This window comes from Microcoleus asticus IPMA8, assembly GCF_013179805.1.
GTDB lineage: Bacteria > Cyanobacteriota > Cyanobacteriia > Cyanobacteriales > Microcoleaceae > Microcoleus > Microcoleus asticus.
The window spans coordinates 1-17,132 of the sequence record NZ_SRRZ01000100.1 but is presented as its reverse complement, the minus strand read 5'-3'; the positions used below and the strand labels follow the sequence as shown (position 1 = coordinate 17,132).

The window sequence follows — 17,132 nt, the reverse complement described above, 5'->3', positions numbered from 1 at the left end:
GCAAAATGGCGCTCAAATTGATGAAGTCCGGCAGATGCCAGAAGCAGTGCCGTTGCTCTCTTTTACCTTGAGTAAACAGGAAAACCATCAGCTTACGGAGAAATTGCCGAGAAAACACTTGAGCATTTTGACATTGATGGAAGATTACTACCTTGGTTGGTCTCTTGGCTATGTAAACTTTGAGAGGTAAAAGCGATGGATAAAGCTGCTGAAGAATTGTTTGAGAAGTTTGCGCTGAAACAGCGCCGGGAACTCGAAGACCTGTATTCTGTCCGTGCCACTTATCAGCAGGGAGTTAAGGAAGTAAAGGCTGGAAAAATTCGTGTAACCTGTTCTGGCGTAGCAAGCGTTTTAAGACGAAAAACAAATGATTTGTCTGGAAGGGAAGTCCCTAGTCGATTCAGGTATGCTCCAGGAAGCGGGGTTCTTGTTTACGCCTATGAGGAGTCACACCTGCATTCTTGGTTAATTGACGAGACAGGGCTATTGGCTTATCACTCAAAGAAGATAAATCTTGAGGAATTGGAGCAGTGTATTCAAGAACAGCGTTCGGCACTAGGAGTGGAACGGCTGCAAGAAAGTCGCGCACCTGACTACCGGAAGCTAGGTTCCGTTGGCAAGCCAAAAGCTGGAAAATCTTTGGATGAGGTCACTGACGAACTATCGAAGATATTGTTTGCTCCTCCCATTGCCTCCGCCTTGAAAGCTATTAAGCATCTTATAGTTGTTCCGGTCTACTCCCTTGGGGTGGTTCCGTTTGCCATGCTCAAGCCTTTCGCCAACAAAGAGGTGCTAATTATTGAGCATATGTCTATTTCTATAGCTCCCAGTCTTTTCGACATCGAGCAGTTGTTTGACGACCAGAACTCTTGGGGAGGGTATTCTATTAAGTCACCCTTAGTTGCGGGGCTTTCGGAGTTCCCGCAACGTGGCAAGTACCATTTTTCCCCACTACCTGGGGTGAAGAAGGAAGTCGAAGCCGTTGCCAAAGAGCTAGAAATTCCAGCGCTTCTTGATTCCCAGGCAACAAAAGAAGTAATTTGTGCTAAAGCTGAACATTCGGATCTAATATATATCGCAACCCACGGGTTTGCTGACGGGAACGAGGGCTACCTTGTATTGTGGCCAGGAGATAATTCGGATGGTATCTGGTCTGGGCAAGAGATTCATGATGTCAGATTTGAGAATGCCTATGTCGCCGTTCTGTCCGCTTGCCAGACTGGGTTGGGACGAGTCCACGATGCGGGTATGATTGGCGTTGCCCGCAGCTTTCAGATGGGAGGCGTACCGCGTGTCATTGTAAGTTTGTGGTCTGTCAAAGATGAAGAAACAGCCGTTTTCATGGTAAGACTTGTCCGGAATATGCGTCAGATGATGGTAGCTGAAGCTTTGCGGCAAACAGCTTTGGAAATGCGGAACGACTACCCCGACCCGTTAATTTGGGCATCTTTCTCTCTTTTCGGTACCCCTCGTTGAAGAGGGATGCTAGCCTTTCGCCGCTGCCAATTATTAATAAAAAAATGAAAATACTAGATGAGCAAGACACGGAGCGCTATAGAGAAGTTGTATCGTTAGCGAATCAGGCAAACATAGCGTTAGCAAATAAGCATTATGTGAATGCCATTGAAGGCTATGAAAACGCTATAAAAATCGCTAAAGAATTAGGGCGATCGCGCCTTATCGCCGTCCTCCTCAATCGCAAGGGACAGGTATTGCAAGCCCAAGGAGAAATTCAGGATGCAGTGATTGCTTATGAATCTGCCCTTCGTGCCTTGGACAAAGATAGAATCTTTAATCTGGAACTTATTATAAATGGGCTGATTCAATCTTTTGCGAATTTACTGACTCAAGAGGACAAATCTTACTCTGTAAGCGCTCCTGAACCTGTTCCCGATCTATACAGTGCAAAAGTAGCCCAAACGCTTGAATCTGATGAAAACGACTCCACGCTAGTGGTCAAACTTTGGCTGGACATTGGCAATGCTTACTTGCAACAACCCCAGGAAAGACCCGCATTGAATGCTTACGAGCAAGCACTGCAACGTCCTGAGATTAATACGAATCCAGTCCTGAAGGCTTATGCGATCGCTAACATCGGGGAAATTTCTCGCCGACAAGGCAAAATAGACGATGCAGAAGTCAAATTAAATCAAGCCCTACGGCTTCTCGATCAATATCCTGACCCCCTAGAAAAACGACGTGTACTCCCCCTATTAGCTAACATTGCACGGGATCGAGGTCAGATTGATCGGGGGATGGAACTCTATCAACAAGCTTTGGAACTTTACGAGAAGGCGAACGATCGACTTGGTATGGGGAGAGCCTATGCGGGTTTAGCTAGTCTTTACCTGATGCAAAAGCAGTTTACCGATGCACAACAGACTTATCAACGAGCAGTTGAGCTGGCGGAAGCTGAACACGATAACGATACATTATGGCACGCTTATTGGGGATTAGGTTGCTGTCAGCACGTCGCGAGAGAGTTGAGTGAAGCGCTCAACTCCTTTAAGAAGAGTTTAGATTTGATTAAGTCACGTCAGCAACACCTCCGCACAGATGAGGGAAAGGTGGCGTTCCTGGAAAACGTACAAGATGTTTTTGAGAAGCTGTTAACCGTACATTTGGAACTCGCACAGACTGGCGGTCAGGATTACAAAGCAGCTTTAGAGGTAGCTGAAGATGCACGAGGACAGGCGTTGCAAGATTTGATGGAAGGTCGAAAGCGTCAGCATTCTCGCTTTGTCAATAGTCAAGGTGAATCTGCTACTAAATTAGATTCCTTGGTTGTGCAAGAAGCAAGCGGAGTTCGAGTAGAGCCTCTAGACGACCCAACAGTTCAAGCTGCATCAGGAACTGCCTCAAATCAATACAACAAGATTGGCTTGGTTCTAGAAGCATACGCAGAGCAGCAAGTGCCTAAATTACCACCATTAGCGAGATTGGTTTTCTATGTGCTTTCCGATCGCACCGCCATCTTTGCAGTAACGCCGGATGGAAGAGTACAGGGTCACGTTGTTGAATTGGGAGAAGAGGCGATCGCCGAGCGAGTTACTGATCTACGCAAAGCACTCAACGTACATGAAGTCAGCCGAGGGCTTGAGCGTAAGGGTAGTGGTGCAGAAGTAAGGTTTATTGCATTCTCAATTCTTATACAGACAGGGTTGTATCGAATTGCATCATTGCTTTTGCAGGACTACCAGCGTAAGTTAGGTTCAGTTTCACTAGCCGAACAAGGCATCCCAGTAGTTAAATTAGAAACGCTTCTCCAAGACCTGTACGCAGAACTCATTGCCCCAGTAGCATATCTGCTGCCAACGGATGGAACACCTGTAGTAATTGAACCTCATTGCTCATTGTGGCTAGTCCCCTTTGCCGCACTTCAGCTTCCAGATGGGACTTGGATGGGCGATCGCTGGTCTCTTATCTATGCTGCCTCTGCCTACACGCTGAATGAGATTCGCCAAGAACCTTGCTACACTCCACTTGCTAACTCAAAAATCTTGGCTGTCGGTAATCCTATTATGCCGATGGTTCCCGACCATGATGGGGTTAAGATTGAACTGCAACCCTTGCCTGGAGCTGAAGCAGAGGTTAAGTCCATCGTCCAACTCTTTCTCAATCTCAAACAGCAATACACCCTCCTGATTGGTCCCAAAGCCACTGAAACCAACGTCAAACAACTGGCTCAAAGCCATAATATCGTGCATCTGGCAACGCATGGAATTGCTTATGGTAGCGATCCTCTAGCTTCTCTTGTCGCCTTTTCACCAACGGACTATGAAAATGGACTGTTGACTGCACGAGAGGTGATTCAGTCGTCATCGCTTCCAGCAGATTTAGTCGTATTGAGCGCTTGTCAAACCGGGTTGGGCCGTATTACTGGTGAGGGGATGCTGGGATTGAGCCGCGCCTTTTTGGTTGCTGGAGCGCGGACGGTTGTAGTGAGTCAGTGGAGTGTGAGTGACAGTGCCACAATGGAACTCATGGTTGCCTTCTACAAGAATTATCTTCAGTCAGGGAATAAGGCGATCGCGTTGCAGAAGGCGATGCAAACTGTGCGATCGCACCCTGAGTATAGCCATCCTCGCTACTGGGCAGCATTTGTTGTTGTGGGGGCAGAAAAATAAGCTTTTATCTGGGTTAGCCTAGAGGCTATGCTGAGACTCTAAATATAAAAGAGTAATTTAAATCACTACTTATGCATTCATCTCTATGAAGATCCTAATTTTGGCATCCAATCCTCGAAAAGACCTCAACCTCGATCGCGAAATTCGGGACTTAAAACGAGCGATCGAGAATTCGCGCAATCGAGAAGAGTTTGAGGTGGTGGATGAGTTAGCAGTACGGGTTGGAGATTTGCAAGAACTGCTGCACAAGCATCAACCGCAGATTGTCCATTTCTGCGGGCATGGGAGTGGGAAGCAAGGTTTGGTGTTTGAAAGTGATATGGGACGAGAGCACTGGGTAAGTACCGATGCGCTGTCCAACCTATTCCGGCTGTTCTCCAGCCGTGTTGAATGCGTGTTACTGAATGCTTGTTACTCAGAAGAGCAAGCAGGTGCCATTGTCGATCACATCAACTATGTAATTGGCATGAATCAGGAAATTCGCGATGATGCAGCGATCGCCTTTTCCAAAGGGTTTTACCTCGCCTTGGGGTATGCCTGTTCAATCAAGCAGTCCTATGATTTTGGCTGTAATGCAATTCAGCTAGAGATTTCCGGGAGTTCGGTGGTGCGCTCAACTATGTCTGAAACAGAGCGTAAGCTTGGGGTGGCGAATGCCGTTGCGAAAATAGCCATCCCAGAACATCAAAAGCCGATTCTCAGGGAGAAGCCAACGCTAACGTCGAATTTAAGTGCTAGTATTCCTAGCCCCAATCAAACATTGTCCCAGGAAAAGCGAACCGAGATTCAACTGGATATTGACGCATCCCTGAAGGCAAATTCCAAGGTAAAGCAGTACCGCGATCGCGTGCGGGAGTTTTTGGACGATCGCAAACTAACTGAATTTGAAAAAATTCGCTTAGACCAGTTGCAGAAGAGCCTCGGCTTGTCGGATGAGGCGCGTCAGATTTTGGCGGAAGAACAAACGCCTCTCCAGAAGGCGCGGGATGAATATAAGGAAGTGGTAATCCGGTTGATTGAAGAAGGACACTATCCTTTTAGCGTACAAATTGAACAGGAGCTGGGACAACTGAGGCAAGAGTTACAACTGACTTATGGAGAGGTAAATGAAATTTCTCGACCGATTCTTGAGAAGGCAAAGGCAGAATATCAAGCAGTGTTGGCGCAGCAGAAGTATAACTTGGGAAATACTTTAAAGAATCAAGGGAAGTTAGAGGAGGCAATCACTGCTTATCGTAAAGCTATTGAAATTGACCCTAACTTTGCATGGGCTTACAATTATTTGGGACTTATTTTACAGAATCAAGGGAAGCTAGAGGAGGCAATCACTGCTTATCGTAAAGCTATTGAAATTGACCCTAACTATACAAATGCTTACAACAACTTGGGACTTATTTTACAGAATCAAGGGAAGTTAGAGGAGGCAATCACTGCTTATCGTAAAGCTATTGAAATTGACCCTAACTTTGCAGATGCTCATAGTCATCTGGAGAAAGCTTTAAAGCAAGGTAAGAAATTTATGGGGCTTTTCTAATTATTAGTGTTGAGACAATAATAATTAGAAGGGTTCAATACTGTCCGCTTTTGGTTGAAAAGGAAGTGGCATTGAATCAGATATTTCAGGGTGTACTGAATTTAGGACCAGGTGATGGCTGGGATAAAGAACTGTATCGCCGCATTAATAAATGTGAGCTGTTTTTGTTATTTTCATCTACGGCTGCTAAAGAGTAAAAATGGGTATTCAAAGAGGCGTTATATGCCTTTGAACGGCAAGGGAAAGAAGAACTACACCCCTCTGAAATTATTCCTGTGATTATTGAAAGTTCACCTCTTGTTTCTCCTCCCGATTAACTTCAACACCTCCATTTCAATGACAAACTGCTCTACCTAATAGCGCTGTCTTAATGACGGAGAGGCAGTCTAACTGGCGTTGGCACTGGACACACTAAATATTGGTGGATTGCGTTTGGGATTATCGGCCGTCGGTTAAACTCACCGTTGCAATCAGTTTACTCTCAGCTATGGTGGAAAGACAGCCAGGAAAATCTGCTATGGTTTGTGCAATATAGTGCAATGAAGATAACTGACCCTGGGTTGATGAAGAAAATTCTGATTTTAGCAGCGAATCCTCAAGGTACCTCACGCTTACGCTTAGACAGGGAAGTGCGGGCGATAGATGATGGATTGCGGCGATCGCACCTTGGCAATAAGTTTCAAATAGAGCAACGATGGGCATCCCGTCCGCGAGATGTGCAGCGAGCGTTACTGGATGTAGAACCGCAGATTGTACATTTTTGTGGACATGGAGAAGGGCAAGTAGGATTGGTATTGGAAGATGAGACAGGGCGCGTAAAGTTAGTCAGCACGGAAGCACTGTCCAAGCTATTTGAGCTGTTTGCAGATCGAGTAGAATGTGTCTTGTTGAATGCCTGTTATACTGAAGTGCAGGCGGATGCGATCGCTCAACACATTAACTATGTGATTGGGATGCGTCAAGAGATTCGAGATGATTTGGCGATCGCTTTCTCTGTTGGTTTCTATAAGGGCTTGGGAACGGGTGAATCGATGGAAGCCGCCTTTGAATCTGGATGTCAGGCAATTCAAGGGAATACTCTTGAATCTTCGGATTTGAATCGAAAACTAGGTTCAGTAGATTCTACTGGGAGAGCAAAAACAAGGCCGTTGCAGGAGTATTCAATTCCTGTTTTAAGAAAGAAAGCAAATTCTAGTTCAGCATAAAGTTTCTTAACAATTATCTTTTGCCTCATTTTAAGGCTCTTACAATATATCTCCGAATTTTAAAAGGATGAAATTTCTATGGTTGCATATCCTCCGCTTAATGCTACTTGTCCTCAGACAGACTTTGAAAACTATGCCCAGATTGTAGCTCACATTGGCTCAAAAGAGTGGTTCAATGCGGTGTTTAGGTTAGGATTTTGTGGGGCTAGATCTGTGCCAGTGTTCAAAGAAGTATTGGATGCACTTAATAAACTCGCTGCTTCAAATAATTTTAATGTTGACTATTTCAGTGAACGCTCTGTTATTGTTGGAGCTTTAGAACGAATTGGCAAAGATGCAAAAGACGCTGTTCCAGAGCTAATTACCATTCTAGACGATGAAAAATTAGACAAGTTTCTTCGATGGCGTGCGGCTGATGCACTAGGGGAAATTGGTCTAGAGGCAAAATCTGCTATTCCAGGGTTACATAAGCTTCTCAAAAGTCTTGAAGATTCGGACAGTGCTGTACAAGTTACTAAAGCTTTAGGACGGATTGGTGAAATAGAGTTTGCAGTTTCTAGGCTTCTGGAGACTATCAAAACGACAACTACAGTGCGTTTAGGAGAGAAAGCAGCCTTAGCACTTGCCGAAATTGTTCCAGACACTTCAGGCATAACTGATAGTCTCGTTGAAATTCTACAACAAAATCGCAAAAGCAATGAAAGTCGTGTTAGTGCAGCCCTAGCGTTATCTGCAATTGGAGTAAAGTCAGAAGATACAAACTCTAGATTGACTGAGATTATCGCAAATGAACAAAATAGCTTTGTACTGATTAGTACCGCACTGGCTTTACTTACAAGCGATGGGAACAAAACAGCAATTGTTTCTGCAATCGAGAAATCAATACACAATTTATTCAATGAATCGATTGAATGGACATATTATAATGGAGGTGATCCAGTCGGTGAACTGCAACTAACGATTACAAGGGCTGTGAGACAAGAGATGAGCGTCAGTGTACAAAAGTTTATTAATTTATTAATAGATAAAAAGAATAATCCACTGATGCGGGGAAAGGTAATCGAGATTTTAGGTGCAATTGGAACCGAGGCAAGCAATGCAGTTCCGGAGCTAATTAAAGTTGTCAAAAATAAAAGTGAAGATATCACTTTACGACAGAAAGCGATTAGTGCTTTAGGAGCAATTGGAACTGGAAAGAAAGCTGTAGATGAACTCGTTCATGTGGTTGAGGATGAGCAAGAAGAGTTCTACTTTCGTAGAGATGCTGTTACAGCTTTAGGAGAAATGGGTACTGCTGCAAAACCAACTATTCCGGTTCTGTACAGAGTTCTTGTAGAAAGCTTAGTTGCAAGAGAGCCTAACACTGGTGATTCCTGTGACTTTACTCCTAAAGGATTCAAAATTGCAGTCTTTAAGACTTTGGGAAAATTAGGTGAAATCAAACTAACAAGCACTTATTTGTTGAAAGCAATTGAAGACAATCGTGAAATTGATGATCCTTCATGGCGCTCACACAAACTCAATAGCATCCGAGGCGCAGGTAATAGTTTTCAAGAAATTGGTCTACCAGCAGTTCCTTTTCTGATTTCAGCTTTAATGGATTTGGAGCCACAAAAACGACGTGCAGCAGCTTATGGGTTAGCCATGATTGGTCAACTGCCAAATGAAACGCTCAATCCTCTGATCGCTGTCATGAATAACGAAAGCGAAGATTTAGATGTTCGTCGCCTTGCAGCCTATGCTCTAGAGAATTCAGGTGTAGACGTCCAGGAGTTTTTCAATCAGACAAATCTAGCTCCAGCTAGCAAAGCAGTATGTCCCGATGAGTCTGACTTCTTCGACATTTATCTTGGTTTGTGTATGGGAACACCCAAGAATGGTGGACCAGCGCTATTTGAGTGGATTAAAAAAAAGCTAGGAGGCTAAGATGAAAGTTTGGCTCTGTAACACCTTTTGAATTATGCCAAAAAATGTATCTCAAAAAAACTTTCAGGGCTATTCCTTCAGAGGACAAGAAATGTCCGGTGCAGACTTTAGTCATGCTGATATCCGAGGTGCAGATTTTACCAAAGCAATTCTGATTGGAGCAGACTTTAGCCATGCGGTAGCCGGACAAACCTTTCACTGGAGGCTGGGGATAGTCTGCACGTCAATCCTTCTAGCAACTCTAGCCGGATATGTTTCAGCTTATGCTAGCGGAATTGTTGCTAGCTTAATGGTAATCGAAGAAGCTCCTATAGTCTTTTGGTCGAGTATTGTTGCTTTAACGCTCCTTGCTGGTTTTATTTTTGCGACGTATAAGCAAGGACTTGGACTTGCTGTGGGAGCATTTTCTTTAATTGCTGCATTCTTACTCATTTTAGTGGGCGGTCTAGGTACAACTGAAGCAACTGCTGCTGCCCTTGTACAATCAATAGCGATCGCCGGAGCAATTGCGGGAGCAATTATTGGAGCATTTGCACTAGCAGTGTTAAAAACACTTATTGGAAACATTGCAGTGTTCATTTATGGTATAGCTTCATCAGTAGGTAGCTTAGCTGGAGGTTGGGAGGGAATTGAAAATGGTAAAAAACATCTTGTTCAGGCATTACCAGTTGTAGCGTTAGTCACGCTCGCATTATTAAGTTTAAGTTTCTGGATTGGATGGAATATATCAGATCGGGATAACAAGTATCTACTTGTCTATAAACCAGCTAACTGGATTGCTTCTATCGGTGGAACTCGTTTTCGGGGCTCAAATCTAACCACTGCAAATTTCACAGAGGCTAACCTTAATAGTACAGATTTTAGAGATTCAATCCTTAAGAGGACGTGTTGGTTTGAAGCTAAAAATTTAGAAAAAGCACGTACTGAAGGGACATATCTTCAGAATCAGAAAGTCCGTCAATTAGTCGTTAATAAAAAAGGGAAAAACCAGCACTTTGAGCATCTCAATTTGAGAGATTTACACCTAGAGAAGGTGGATTTGCAAGATGCCTACTTAAATGGAGCAGATCTCAGTGGGACAACATTAGAAAATGCCACTTTGGCTGGGGCACGGTTAGCCAAAGCTCAGCTATACCAAGCCAATCTAAAAGGGGCTGGCTTGACAGGAGCTTATATTGAAAACTGGGGAATTTCGACTGATACCAATCTAGATGCGGTCAAGTGCGATTATATTTATATGAAAGTGCCAACCGAAGCCGATCCAGATCCTTGTCGCAAGCCCGACAATCGCAAGGAGATTTTTAGAGCCGGAGATTTTACTGACTTTATTGCTCCAATTGTCAAAACGTTAGAACTATATCAAACTCAAAATGTCGATCTCCGTGTCCTAGGTCGCACGTTTAAAACTCTCGACTTTTATCATTACGAAGGCATCGATCCAAGTGTGGCTGCAATCGCTCTAAAACAGTTAGCCGAACAACACCCCGAAGCCGGACTAAAGGTTGTGGTATTGCAAGGAGTAGGTGAAGAAAAGATTCGACTCCAAGCAAGAGTCACAGAAGAAACCGATCGATCTAAACTTAGTGCTGAGTATATTGAAAAATATCAAGAGATTGCTTCCTTACCCTACGGGGATTTACAATCTCTGCTAGCTGCAATGGCAGAAAAAGATGAACGAATCCGCGGCCTGGAAAATATGGTGATGGCTGCGATGAAAAGCGAGAAATTTTATGTAGAAACATACTACAACTTTGGAGATGACAGCGACGAAAACAAAACTGTAAAGAAAATTCTGATTCTCACAGCTAATCCTCAAAATATAGATAAACGTCGCTTAGATGCAGAAGTTCGTGAAATTCAAACGGGCTTAGAGCGAGCTAAAAAACGAGATCAATTTGAAATCATCTCGAAGTGGGCTGTACGCCCTGACGATCTCCGACGTGCTTTACTAGATTATGAGCCACAAATTGTTCATTTCTCTGGCGGAGCAACTACCGATGGACTAGCGCTAGAAAATGAGTTAGGACAGTTGCAGATGGTCAGTACAGCAGCTTTAGCAAAACTATTCGATGTTTTCAAAGATCAGGTCGAGTGCGTTCTGCTGAATGCTTGCTATTCGGAAACTCAAGCTGAGGTAATTAGTCAGCATATTGATTATGTTATTGGGATGAATCGGGCGATCGGCAATCGAGCTGCCATTGAGTTTGCCGTTGGCTTTTATGATGCTTTAGGAGCTGGGCGATCGATTGAGGATGCGTTTAAGCTTGGCTGTATCGCTATTGATTTAGAAGGTATTCCGGAGTCTCTCACGCCCGTGCTGAAGAAAAAGGAATAACTAGCAAAATATCAAGGATAGTCGAACAGAACATCTATTTAATACCACTGGAGTTTATAAGCAGGCGATCGCCTCCGTACCATCCGGTTTTTATGATTCAATTTTAAACTACCAAAACATACAATTATGGCAGCAACATTTCGCAATCTAGCAGTTGTCATTGGCATTAATGCCTATCGACCTGAAAACGGCATTAAGCCACTTGGTACAGCCGCTAACGATGGTAGAGCGATCGCCCAACTCCTTAAAGACGAATATAAGTATTCCCAAATTTGGGAGTTATATGATGAGCAGGCAACCTATGAGGCGATTAAAACGCTACTAAATGAGAAGTTGCCCAAGGAAGTAAGAAAGAGCGATCGCCTGCTGTTCTATTTCGCTGGACATGGCATCACTCGCAAAGGAAAGGACGGTAGTCCAGCCGGATATCTCATTCCCCAGAATGCCAAAGTCAATCTCCAAAATGCTGGAAATGACCAATCCGAGAACTTTCTGCCCATGCAGGAGCTTTATGATGTTTTTAAAACCATTAACTCCCATCACTTACTGGTAATTCTAGATTGCTGCTACGCGGGAATGTTTCGTTGGGCAACTCGCAAGCTAGGCTCTCCATACGAACGCATTCACCAAGAACATTACGCTCGCTTCATCCGTTATCCTGCTTGGCAAGTGATAGCATCTGCCGCCCACGATCAAGAAGCATTAGATTTAGTGACAGATGAACGAGGAGCCGTCCCAGGTACAAATCATTCTCCCTTTGCCTTAGCATTACTCCAAGGATTAGGGCATACAGATGAAAAACTCAATGCCGACTTAACTGAAGATGGAGTTATTACTACACCGGAACTTTATTTTTATGTGGATCGAGAAGTTAACCGGAGTACGGGCGAACGGCAAACCCCAGGCTTTTGGTCATTACGACATGAATTTGACCGAGGCGAGTTTATTTTCGTTAAACCAGGATTTGACCCAAAAAAGAATCTCACTCCTGCACCGCCTCTAAATGCTAGTAATAATCCCTATCGTGGGTTAGAGTCGTTTGAAGAAAGACACGCCCGCTTATTTTTTGGTCGTACAGCACTGGTGGAGGAATTGAGCAATCGCCTTTCAAAACCCAGTCGTTCTCTCACCATTGTTTTAGGGGTTTCAGGTTCAGGTAAATCCAGTTTAGTCAAGGCGGGACTAATTTCTTACTTACGAAACAAGCAGGAAAAAGATCCACAATCACAAAAGTGGTACATTCTCGATCCCATGCGTCCGGGTGAGTCTCCCTTCACGGCTTTAGCACGGATAATTTTACCGCTTGAAGATGCTAACTTGCTATCGCAACTGAATCAGATTAAAGCTATTGATGAGGTATTTAAACCAAAAACAGAACCCAATCCAAACAGCGATAGTTCTCAGGAAGCTCAGCAGAGCCAGAGTAATTCAGAAAAAACAGACGCAGCTTTTACTAAATTAGCAGACTCTTGGAATAACTCTACTCCAGAAGCCAAGCTATTGTTGGTTATGGATTATTTTAAACAATTGCAAGAACTATGCCCGTCTGAAGAATTAACTAATCTAAAAAATACTATTCAAAAAAAAGTAGCTAGGTTAGCTAGTGATGTACAAAAAGACCCTCGCTATTTAACACAGGTAATTGCAAGCTGGAGTCAAACTAATCCTAATATCAAGCTTCTACTGATAATTGACCAGTTTGAAGAACTGATCACGATGGCTCAAGAACATCAAGGAAAAAGTGACTCTGACCAGAAGGAGTGGCAGCAATTCCTATCCATGCTCAGAATGACTTTAGCAAGTCATCGTCACCGATTGCATATTCTGGTAACACTGCGGTCTGATTTTGAACCGCGATTTTTGGATTCGTCATTGAAGGCGCATTGGAGAAAGGGACGGTTTCCAGTTCGAGCGATGAATTCCGATGAGTTGCGAGACGCAATCGAACAGCCTGCACGGAAACAAGCGCTATATTTTGAGCCACCGGACTTAGTGGGAAAACTCATTGATGAAGTGGGGCAAATGCCAGGAGCATTGCCATTGCTCTCATTTACCCTCAGTGAACTCTACATCAAACTAACTAAGCGGTGGATAGATCCAAACAGTAGCGATCGCGCTTTGCGAATCGAAGATTATAACCAACTTGGTGGAGTTGCGGGAGCGTTAACCCGTCGAGCCACAGAAGAGTATGAAAATCTCGTTAAAGAGTTTGGCGAAGAATCAGGCAAGGCACACCAAGCCACGATGCGACGGGTAATGCTGCGGATGGTGACGATTGAAGGGGGAGGAGTGGCACGGCGACGGGTGCCGGAGTTTGAACTGGTGTATCCAGATGCAGAAGAGAACAAGCGTGTGGCACAGGTGAGCGATCGATTGGTGAAAGCTCGTTTGCTGGTAAAAGGGCAAGAGACAGGGGAGCCTTATGTGGAGCCAGCTCACGATTTCCTAGTGCGAGGTTGGGATAAGTTGCAGGAATGGATTAAGAAACAACAGGAAGATCTCGCATTGCAACAACGTTTGACTCCTGCTGCCCTTGACTGGAAACAAGGCAGAGGAATGCTTTGGATTGAAGAAGTTGAACGTCTCGCTAAGTTAGAGAAGGTGCTTGAGTCAAAGACGGATAACTGGCTCAACCAATTAGAAACAGAGTTTGTCACACGCAGTATTAAGGAAAGGCAAGACCGGATTAAGAAATTGGAAGAGGATCTACGGATTTCTGAAGAACGCCGACAAGAAGCAGAAAGGCGAACTATTAATGCTGCAATCAGTGCACAAAATCTAGCCGTAGATAATCTTTGGAATTCTCGCTTGGAAATAGATGCTTTAATAAAGGGAATCGAGAATGGAGAAAGAGTACAACAATTACAGGCAAGTAATACTCTAGACGCTGATACAGAGATGCAAGTCGTCACAAAACTACGACGCTTGGTTGATGGTATACGGGAATCAAATCGTCTAAATCATGGTAACCGTATCAGGAATGCCAGCTTTAGCCGTGACGGAGACTTCATCGCTTCTGGAGGTCATGACGGTACAGTTAAACTCTGGAAACGTGATGGAACCCTATTGCATGTTCTTCAGCATAGAGATAGCAACACAGATTTCGACAAAATTTCAATGTTCAGATTCGACCGCGCTGGAACATTACGATGGGTTGCGCGTCCTGGCGTCATTGTTAATTTTAGTCCAGACGGTGAGATGATTATCTCCAGTGGAGCTCATATTATCAAATCATGGCGTAGAGATGGTAAGTTATTAGGCTCCGTAGAAATTAAGGAGCAAGCTACAGTATTAGACAACGCAATCAGTTTTAGTCCAGATAGTAACCTAATTGCTGTTAGCTTAGGTAACAAGGGAATTCAACTCTTAGATAAGCACTGCAACCTCTTAAAGACTTTAAAGACTCCTTGGGAACCCAATTCCTCACAACTTGAAAGCATTGAGCAAACATGGCGATATCCCTATTCAATTAACCCCCTTGTGAAAGAGCAAAATGCAACAGATTCTGACTTACTAAAACTCTGGTTAGCTTATCAGGAAATGCAACAGCGCCCTGATCTGGGTTATGAATACGAGGATTTAGAGTTTTCTATGGGAAGTATAAGCTTTAGTCCTGATGGCAAGACTATTGCTTACACTGTTGGTCACACAATAATGCATTGGAATCTTCTTGATGGTACTTTACACGAATCTTGGTCAACTAGAACTCCTCAAGAGACAGGTAGGTATGACTGGCAGTGGACATTTAATAGTAGCGTAAAATTCAGTCCAGATGGAAAAAATATCATCTCGGCTAGTGTAGATGGTGTAATTAAATTCTGGGATTGTAAAGGTAATCTGCTCAAAACTCTAAGCCTGAATGATGGAATTTCCGATGTGAGCTTTAAACCTGCTGACCAGATGATTGTTACCGCTCATCGCGATGGCGTTGTAAGGCTATGGAACTTTGAAGGAGTTTTACTTCATACCCTCGAAGGGCACATTGGTACAGTCAGCAGCGTAAGTTTTAGTCCAGATGGAAAGACGATTATTTCTGCTAGTTATGATGGTCAAGTAAAATTATGGCATCTAAGAGAACCTAAACCCATTTTCCTATATAGTCTTGATGGACCTAAGGGAGCATGGGATCAAAGTTTAATGCGTGTAAGGTTCAGTCCAGATGGGCAACTAATTGCATTAGTTGATACATCGGGTGTATTTCTAAAGCCGACTTCTAGAGCAGAACTAGCAGACGAGATCGATCAAGAAGATCAGACTCGCACAATTTCTTTTGCTAATACTATGAATTTTAGCCCTGATAATAATATTCTTATCACAGGTGAATATGATGGCATTAAACTCTGGGGGCTTGATGGAAAAGAAATTTCAGCCTTCAAATGTAAGGGACATAGCGATGGTCAAAGCACCTCGATCAATGACATTAGTTTCAGCCCAAATGGAGAGTTAATTGCATCCGCTGGAAGCGATCACACTGTAAGACTATGGAGAAAGTCGGACGGAACTTTACTCCATATCCTCTCAGACCACCGAGATTCCGTTAATAGTGTTGGTTTCAGCCCAAACGGGAAGTTAATTCTCTCGGCTAGCAGCGATCGCACCGTGAAATTATGGGAGTTGAACGGGACTTTACTCAGTACTTTCTCAGGTCACGGCAATGAGGTCTATAGCGCAAGTTTCAGTCCGGATGGAAAAATGATTGCATCTGCTAGCCGTGACCGCACTGTAAGATTATGGAATTTGGACGGAACCTTACTCGGTTCTTTAACGACTCATGGTGATGCAGTTAATAGTGTCAGCTTCAGCCCAGATGGAGAAATGATTGCATCTGCCAGCAATGACGGCACTATTAAACTTTGGCGACGAGATGGAACATTATGGCAAACTTTCATAGAGCCACGGATCAAAAGGTTCTATAGCGTAAGTTTCAGCCCAGATGGTCAAAAAATTGCGGCATTGGGTTCTGATGGTACGCAGAGTATTCGAGGTCATGGGAACACTAAAGAAAATATCCAGGTTCTTGTCTGGGATCTAACAATTAGCAATCTCATTAAAGAGGGATGTCATTGGCTTGAAGAATATCTGGCTGTTCATCCTGATGACCTAAACCGATTACCCATATGTCAAAATTTAACTAGCAAAAAGAAAGCAGCTTTTACTTGGGTTAGGCAAGGAGAAGAATTAGCAAGAACAGGTGATTTTGAAGGTGCAGTTGTTAAATTTCAAAAAGCATTGGCTTGGAATAATGATCTAGATTTTAATCCTCAAATTAAAGCAAAAGAGATAGCAGTTCCTAATCTAGTTTTCCAAGGCAAATCCTTTGCACGAGATGGTAATATTGAGGGAGCAATTGCTAGCTTTAATCAAGCCTTAAAGCTAGATGCTAATTTAGATTTGGTTCCAGAGATAGAAGCAAAACGATTAGCAGCAGCACCCACTCTGATTGAAAAGGGTAAGGAACTGCTACGAGAGGGTAAGCTTGAGGAAGCGATTACAGCTTACGCAGAAGCCCAAACATTTGACCCAACTCTGAAAATTTCTGCTGCATCTTGGAATTCCCTTTGCTGGTTTGGTAGTCTGCACGGACAAGCTACTAACCCTAACGTCATGGCTGCTTGTGAAAAAGCCGTGGAACTTGAACCTGAAAATGGAAGTTGGCGAGATAGTCGAGGACTTGCCAGGGCGTTAACTGGCAATACTGAAGGAGCGATTGAAGAGTTTCAGGCATTCATTGCTTCGACTAACAATGAGGAAGAGAAATTGCAACGGCAGCGCTGGATTGATGCCCTCCGCGCTGGAGAAAATCCGTTCACCCCTGAAGAGATTCAGACGCTATTGGGTCAGTAGCCCAAACTCAGCCAGTCTAATCTAATTAAATCAGTTCTCCGGTGCTATTGCAGGGTGCAATAGCTTTCGATACTGGAGTTTAGACTAGGCAGCAAGAAAAGACTCAGCAAAGGTGAGTTGAAAATAAATAGACTTCAGATCTGAAAATCTACACTACTAAG

Annotated in this window: 7 protein-coding genes and 1 pseudogene; all 8 read left to right on the top strand. The window is 43.7% G+C overall.

Features of this window, described 5'->3' with window-relative positions; genetic code table 11:
• The first annotated feature begins 195 nt into the window (after positions 1–195).
• The 8 genes and pseudogenes from E5S67_RS23055 (at position 196) to E5S67_RS23025 (ending at position 16,971) form a co-directional block, all read left to right on the top strand.
• Positions 196–1,476 (top strand): CHAT domain-containing protein, encoded by a 1,281-nt coding sequence (locus E5S67_RS23055; RefSeq protein ID WP_172190699.1) that lies wholly within the window; start codon positions 196–198, stop codon positions 1,474–1,476.
• A 44-nt stretch (positions 1,477–1,520) separates the two neighbouring features.
• On the top strand, positions 1,521–4,127 hold the full coding sequence (locus tag E5S67_RS23050) for a CHAT domain-containing protein (protein WP_172190698.1): 2,607 nt from the start codon (positions 1,521–1,523) through the stop codon (positions 4,125–4,127).
• 85 nt (positions 4,128–4,212) lie between these two features.
• On the top strand, positions 4,213–5,661 hold the full coding sequence (locus E5S67_RS23045; RefSeq protein ID WP_172190697.1) for a tetratricopeptide repeat protein: 1,449 nt from the start codon (positions 4,213–4,215) through the stop codon (positions 5,659–5,661).
• A 539-nt stretch (positions 5,662–6,200) separates the two neighbouring features.
• Positions 6,201–6,866 (top strand): CHAT domain-containing protein, encoded by a 666-nt coding sequence (locus tag E5S67_RS23040; protein WP_216670659.1) that lies wholly within the window; start codon positions 6,201–6,203, stop codon positions 6,864–6,866.
• Between the two features lie 78 nt (positions 6,867–6,944).
• On the top strand, positions 6,945–8,792 hold the full coding sequence (locus E5S67_RS23035) for a HEAT repeat domain-containing protein (protein ID WP_172190696.1): 1,848 nt from the start codon (positions 6,945–6,947) through the stop codon (positions 8,790–8,792).
• A 34-nt stretch (positions 8,793–8,826) separates the two neighbouring features.
• Positions 8,827–8,958 (top strand): annotated as a pseudogene (locus tag E5S67_RS34855) (pentapeptide repeat-containing protein); the annotation flags it as partial.
• Between the two features lie 123 nt (positions 8,959–9,081).
• Positions 9,082–11,127 (top strand): pentapeptide repeat-containing protein, encoded by a 2,046-nt coding sequence (locus E5S67_RS23030; RefSeq protein WP_246276943.1) that lies wholly within the window; start codon positions 9,082–9,084, stop codon positions 11,125–11,127.
• 126 nt (positions 11,128–11,253) lie between these two features.
• Positions 11,254–16,971, top strand: a complete 5,718-nt coding sequence (locus E5S67_RS23025; protein ID WP_172190695.1) for an nSTAND1 domain-containing NTPase — start codon at positions 11,254–11,256, stop codon at positions 16,969–16,971.
• Positions 16,972–17,132 lie beyond the last annotated feature (161 nt).

Coding starts and splice junctions, on each gene's coding strand:
- E5S67_RS23055 (WP_172190699.1), top strand. CDS start 196: ATGGATAAAGCTGCTGAAGAATTGTTTGAGAAGTTTGCGCTGAAACAG.
- E5S67_RS23050 (WP_172190698.1), top strand. CDS start 1,521: ATGAAAATACTAGATGAGCAAGACACGGAGCGCTATAGAGAAGTTGTA.
- E5S67_RS23045 (WP_172190697.1), top strand. CDS start 4,213: ATGAAGATCCTAATTTTGGCATCCAATCCTCGAAAAGACCTCAACCTC.
- E5S67_RS23040 (WP_216670659.1), top strand. CDS start 6,201: ATGAAGATAACTGACCCTGGGTTGATGAAGAAAATTCTGATTTTAGCA.
- E5S67_RS23035 (WP_172190696.1), top strand. CDS start 6,945: ATGGTTGCATATCCTCCGCTTAATGCTACTTGTCCTCAGACAGACTTT.
- E5S67_RS23030 (WP_246276943.1), top strand. CDS start 9,082: ATGGTAATCGAAGAAGCTCCTATAGTCTTTTGGTCGAGTATTGTTGCT.
- E5S67_RS23025 (WP_172190695.1), top strand. CDS start 11,254: ATGGCAGCAACATTTCGCAATCTAGCAGTTGTCATTGGCATTAATGCC.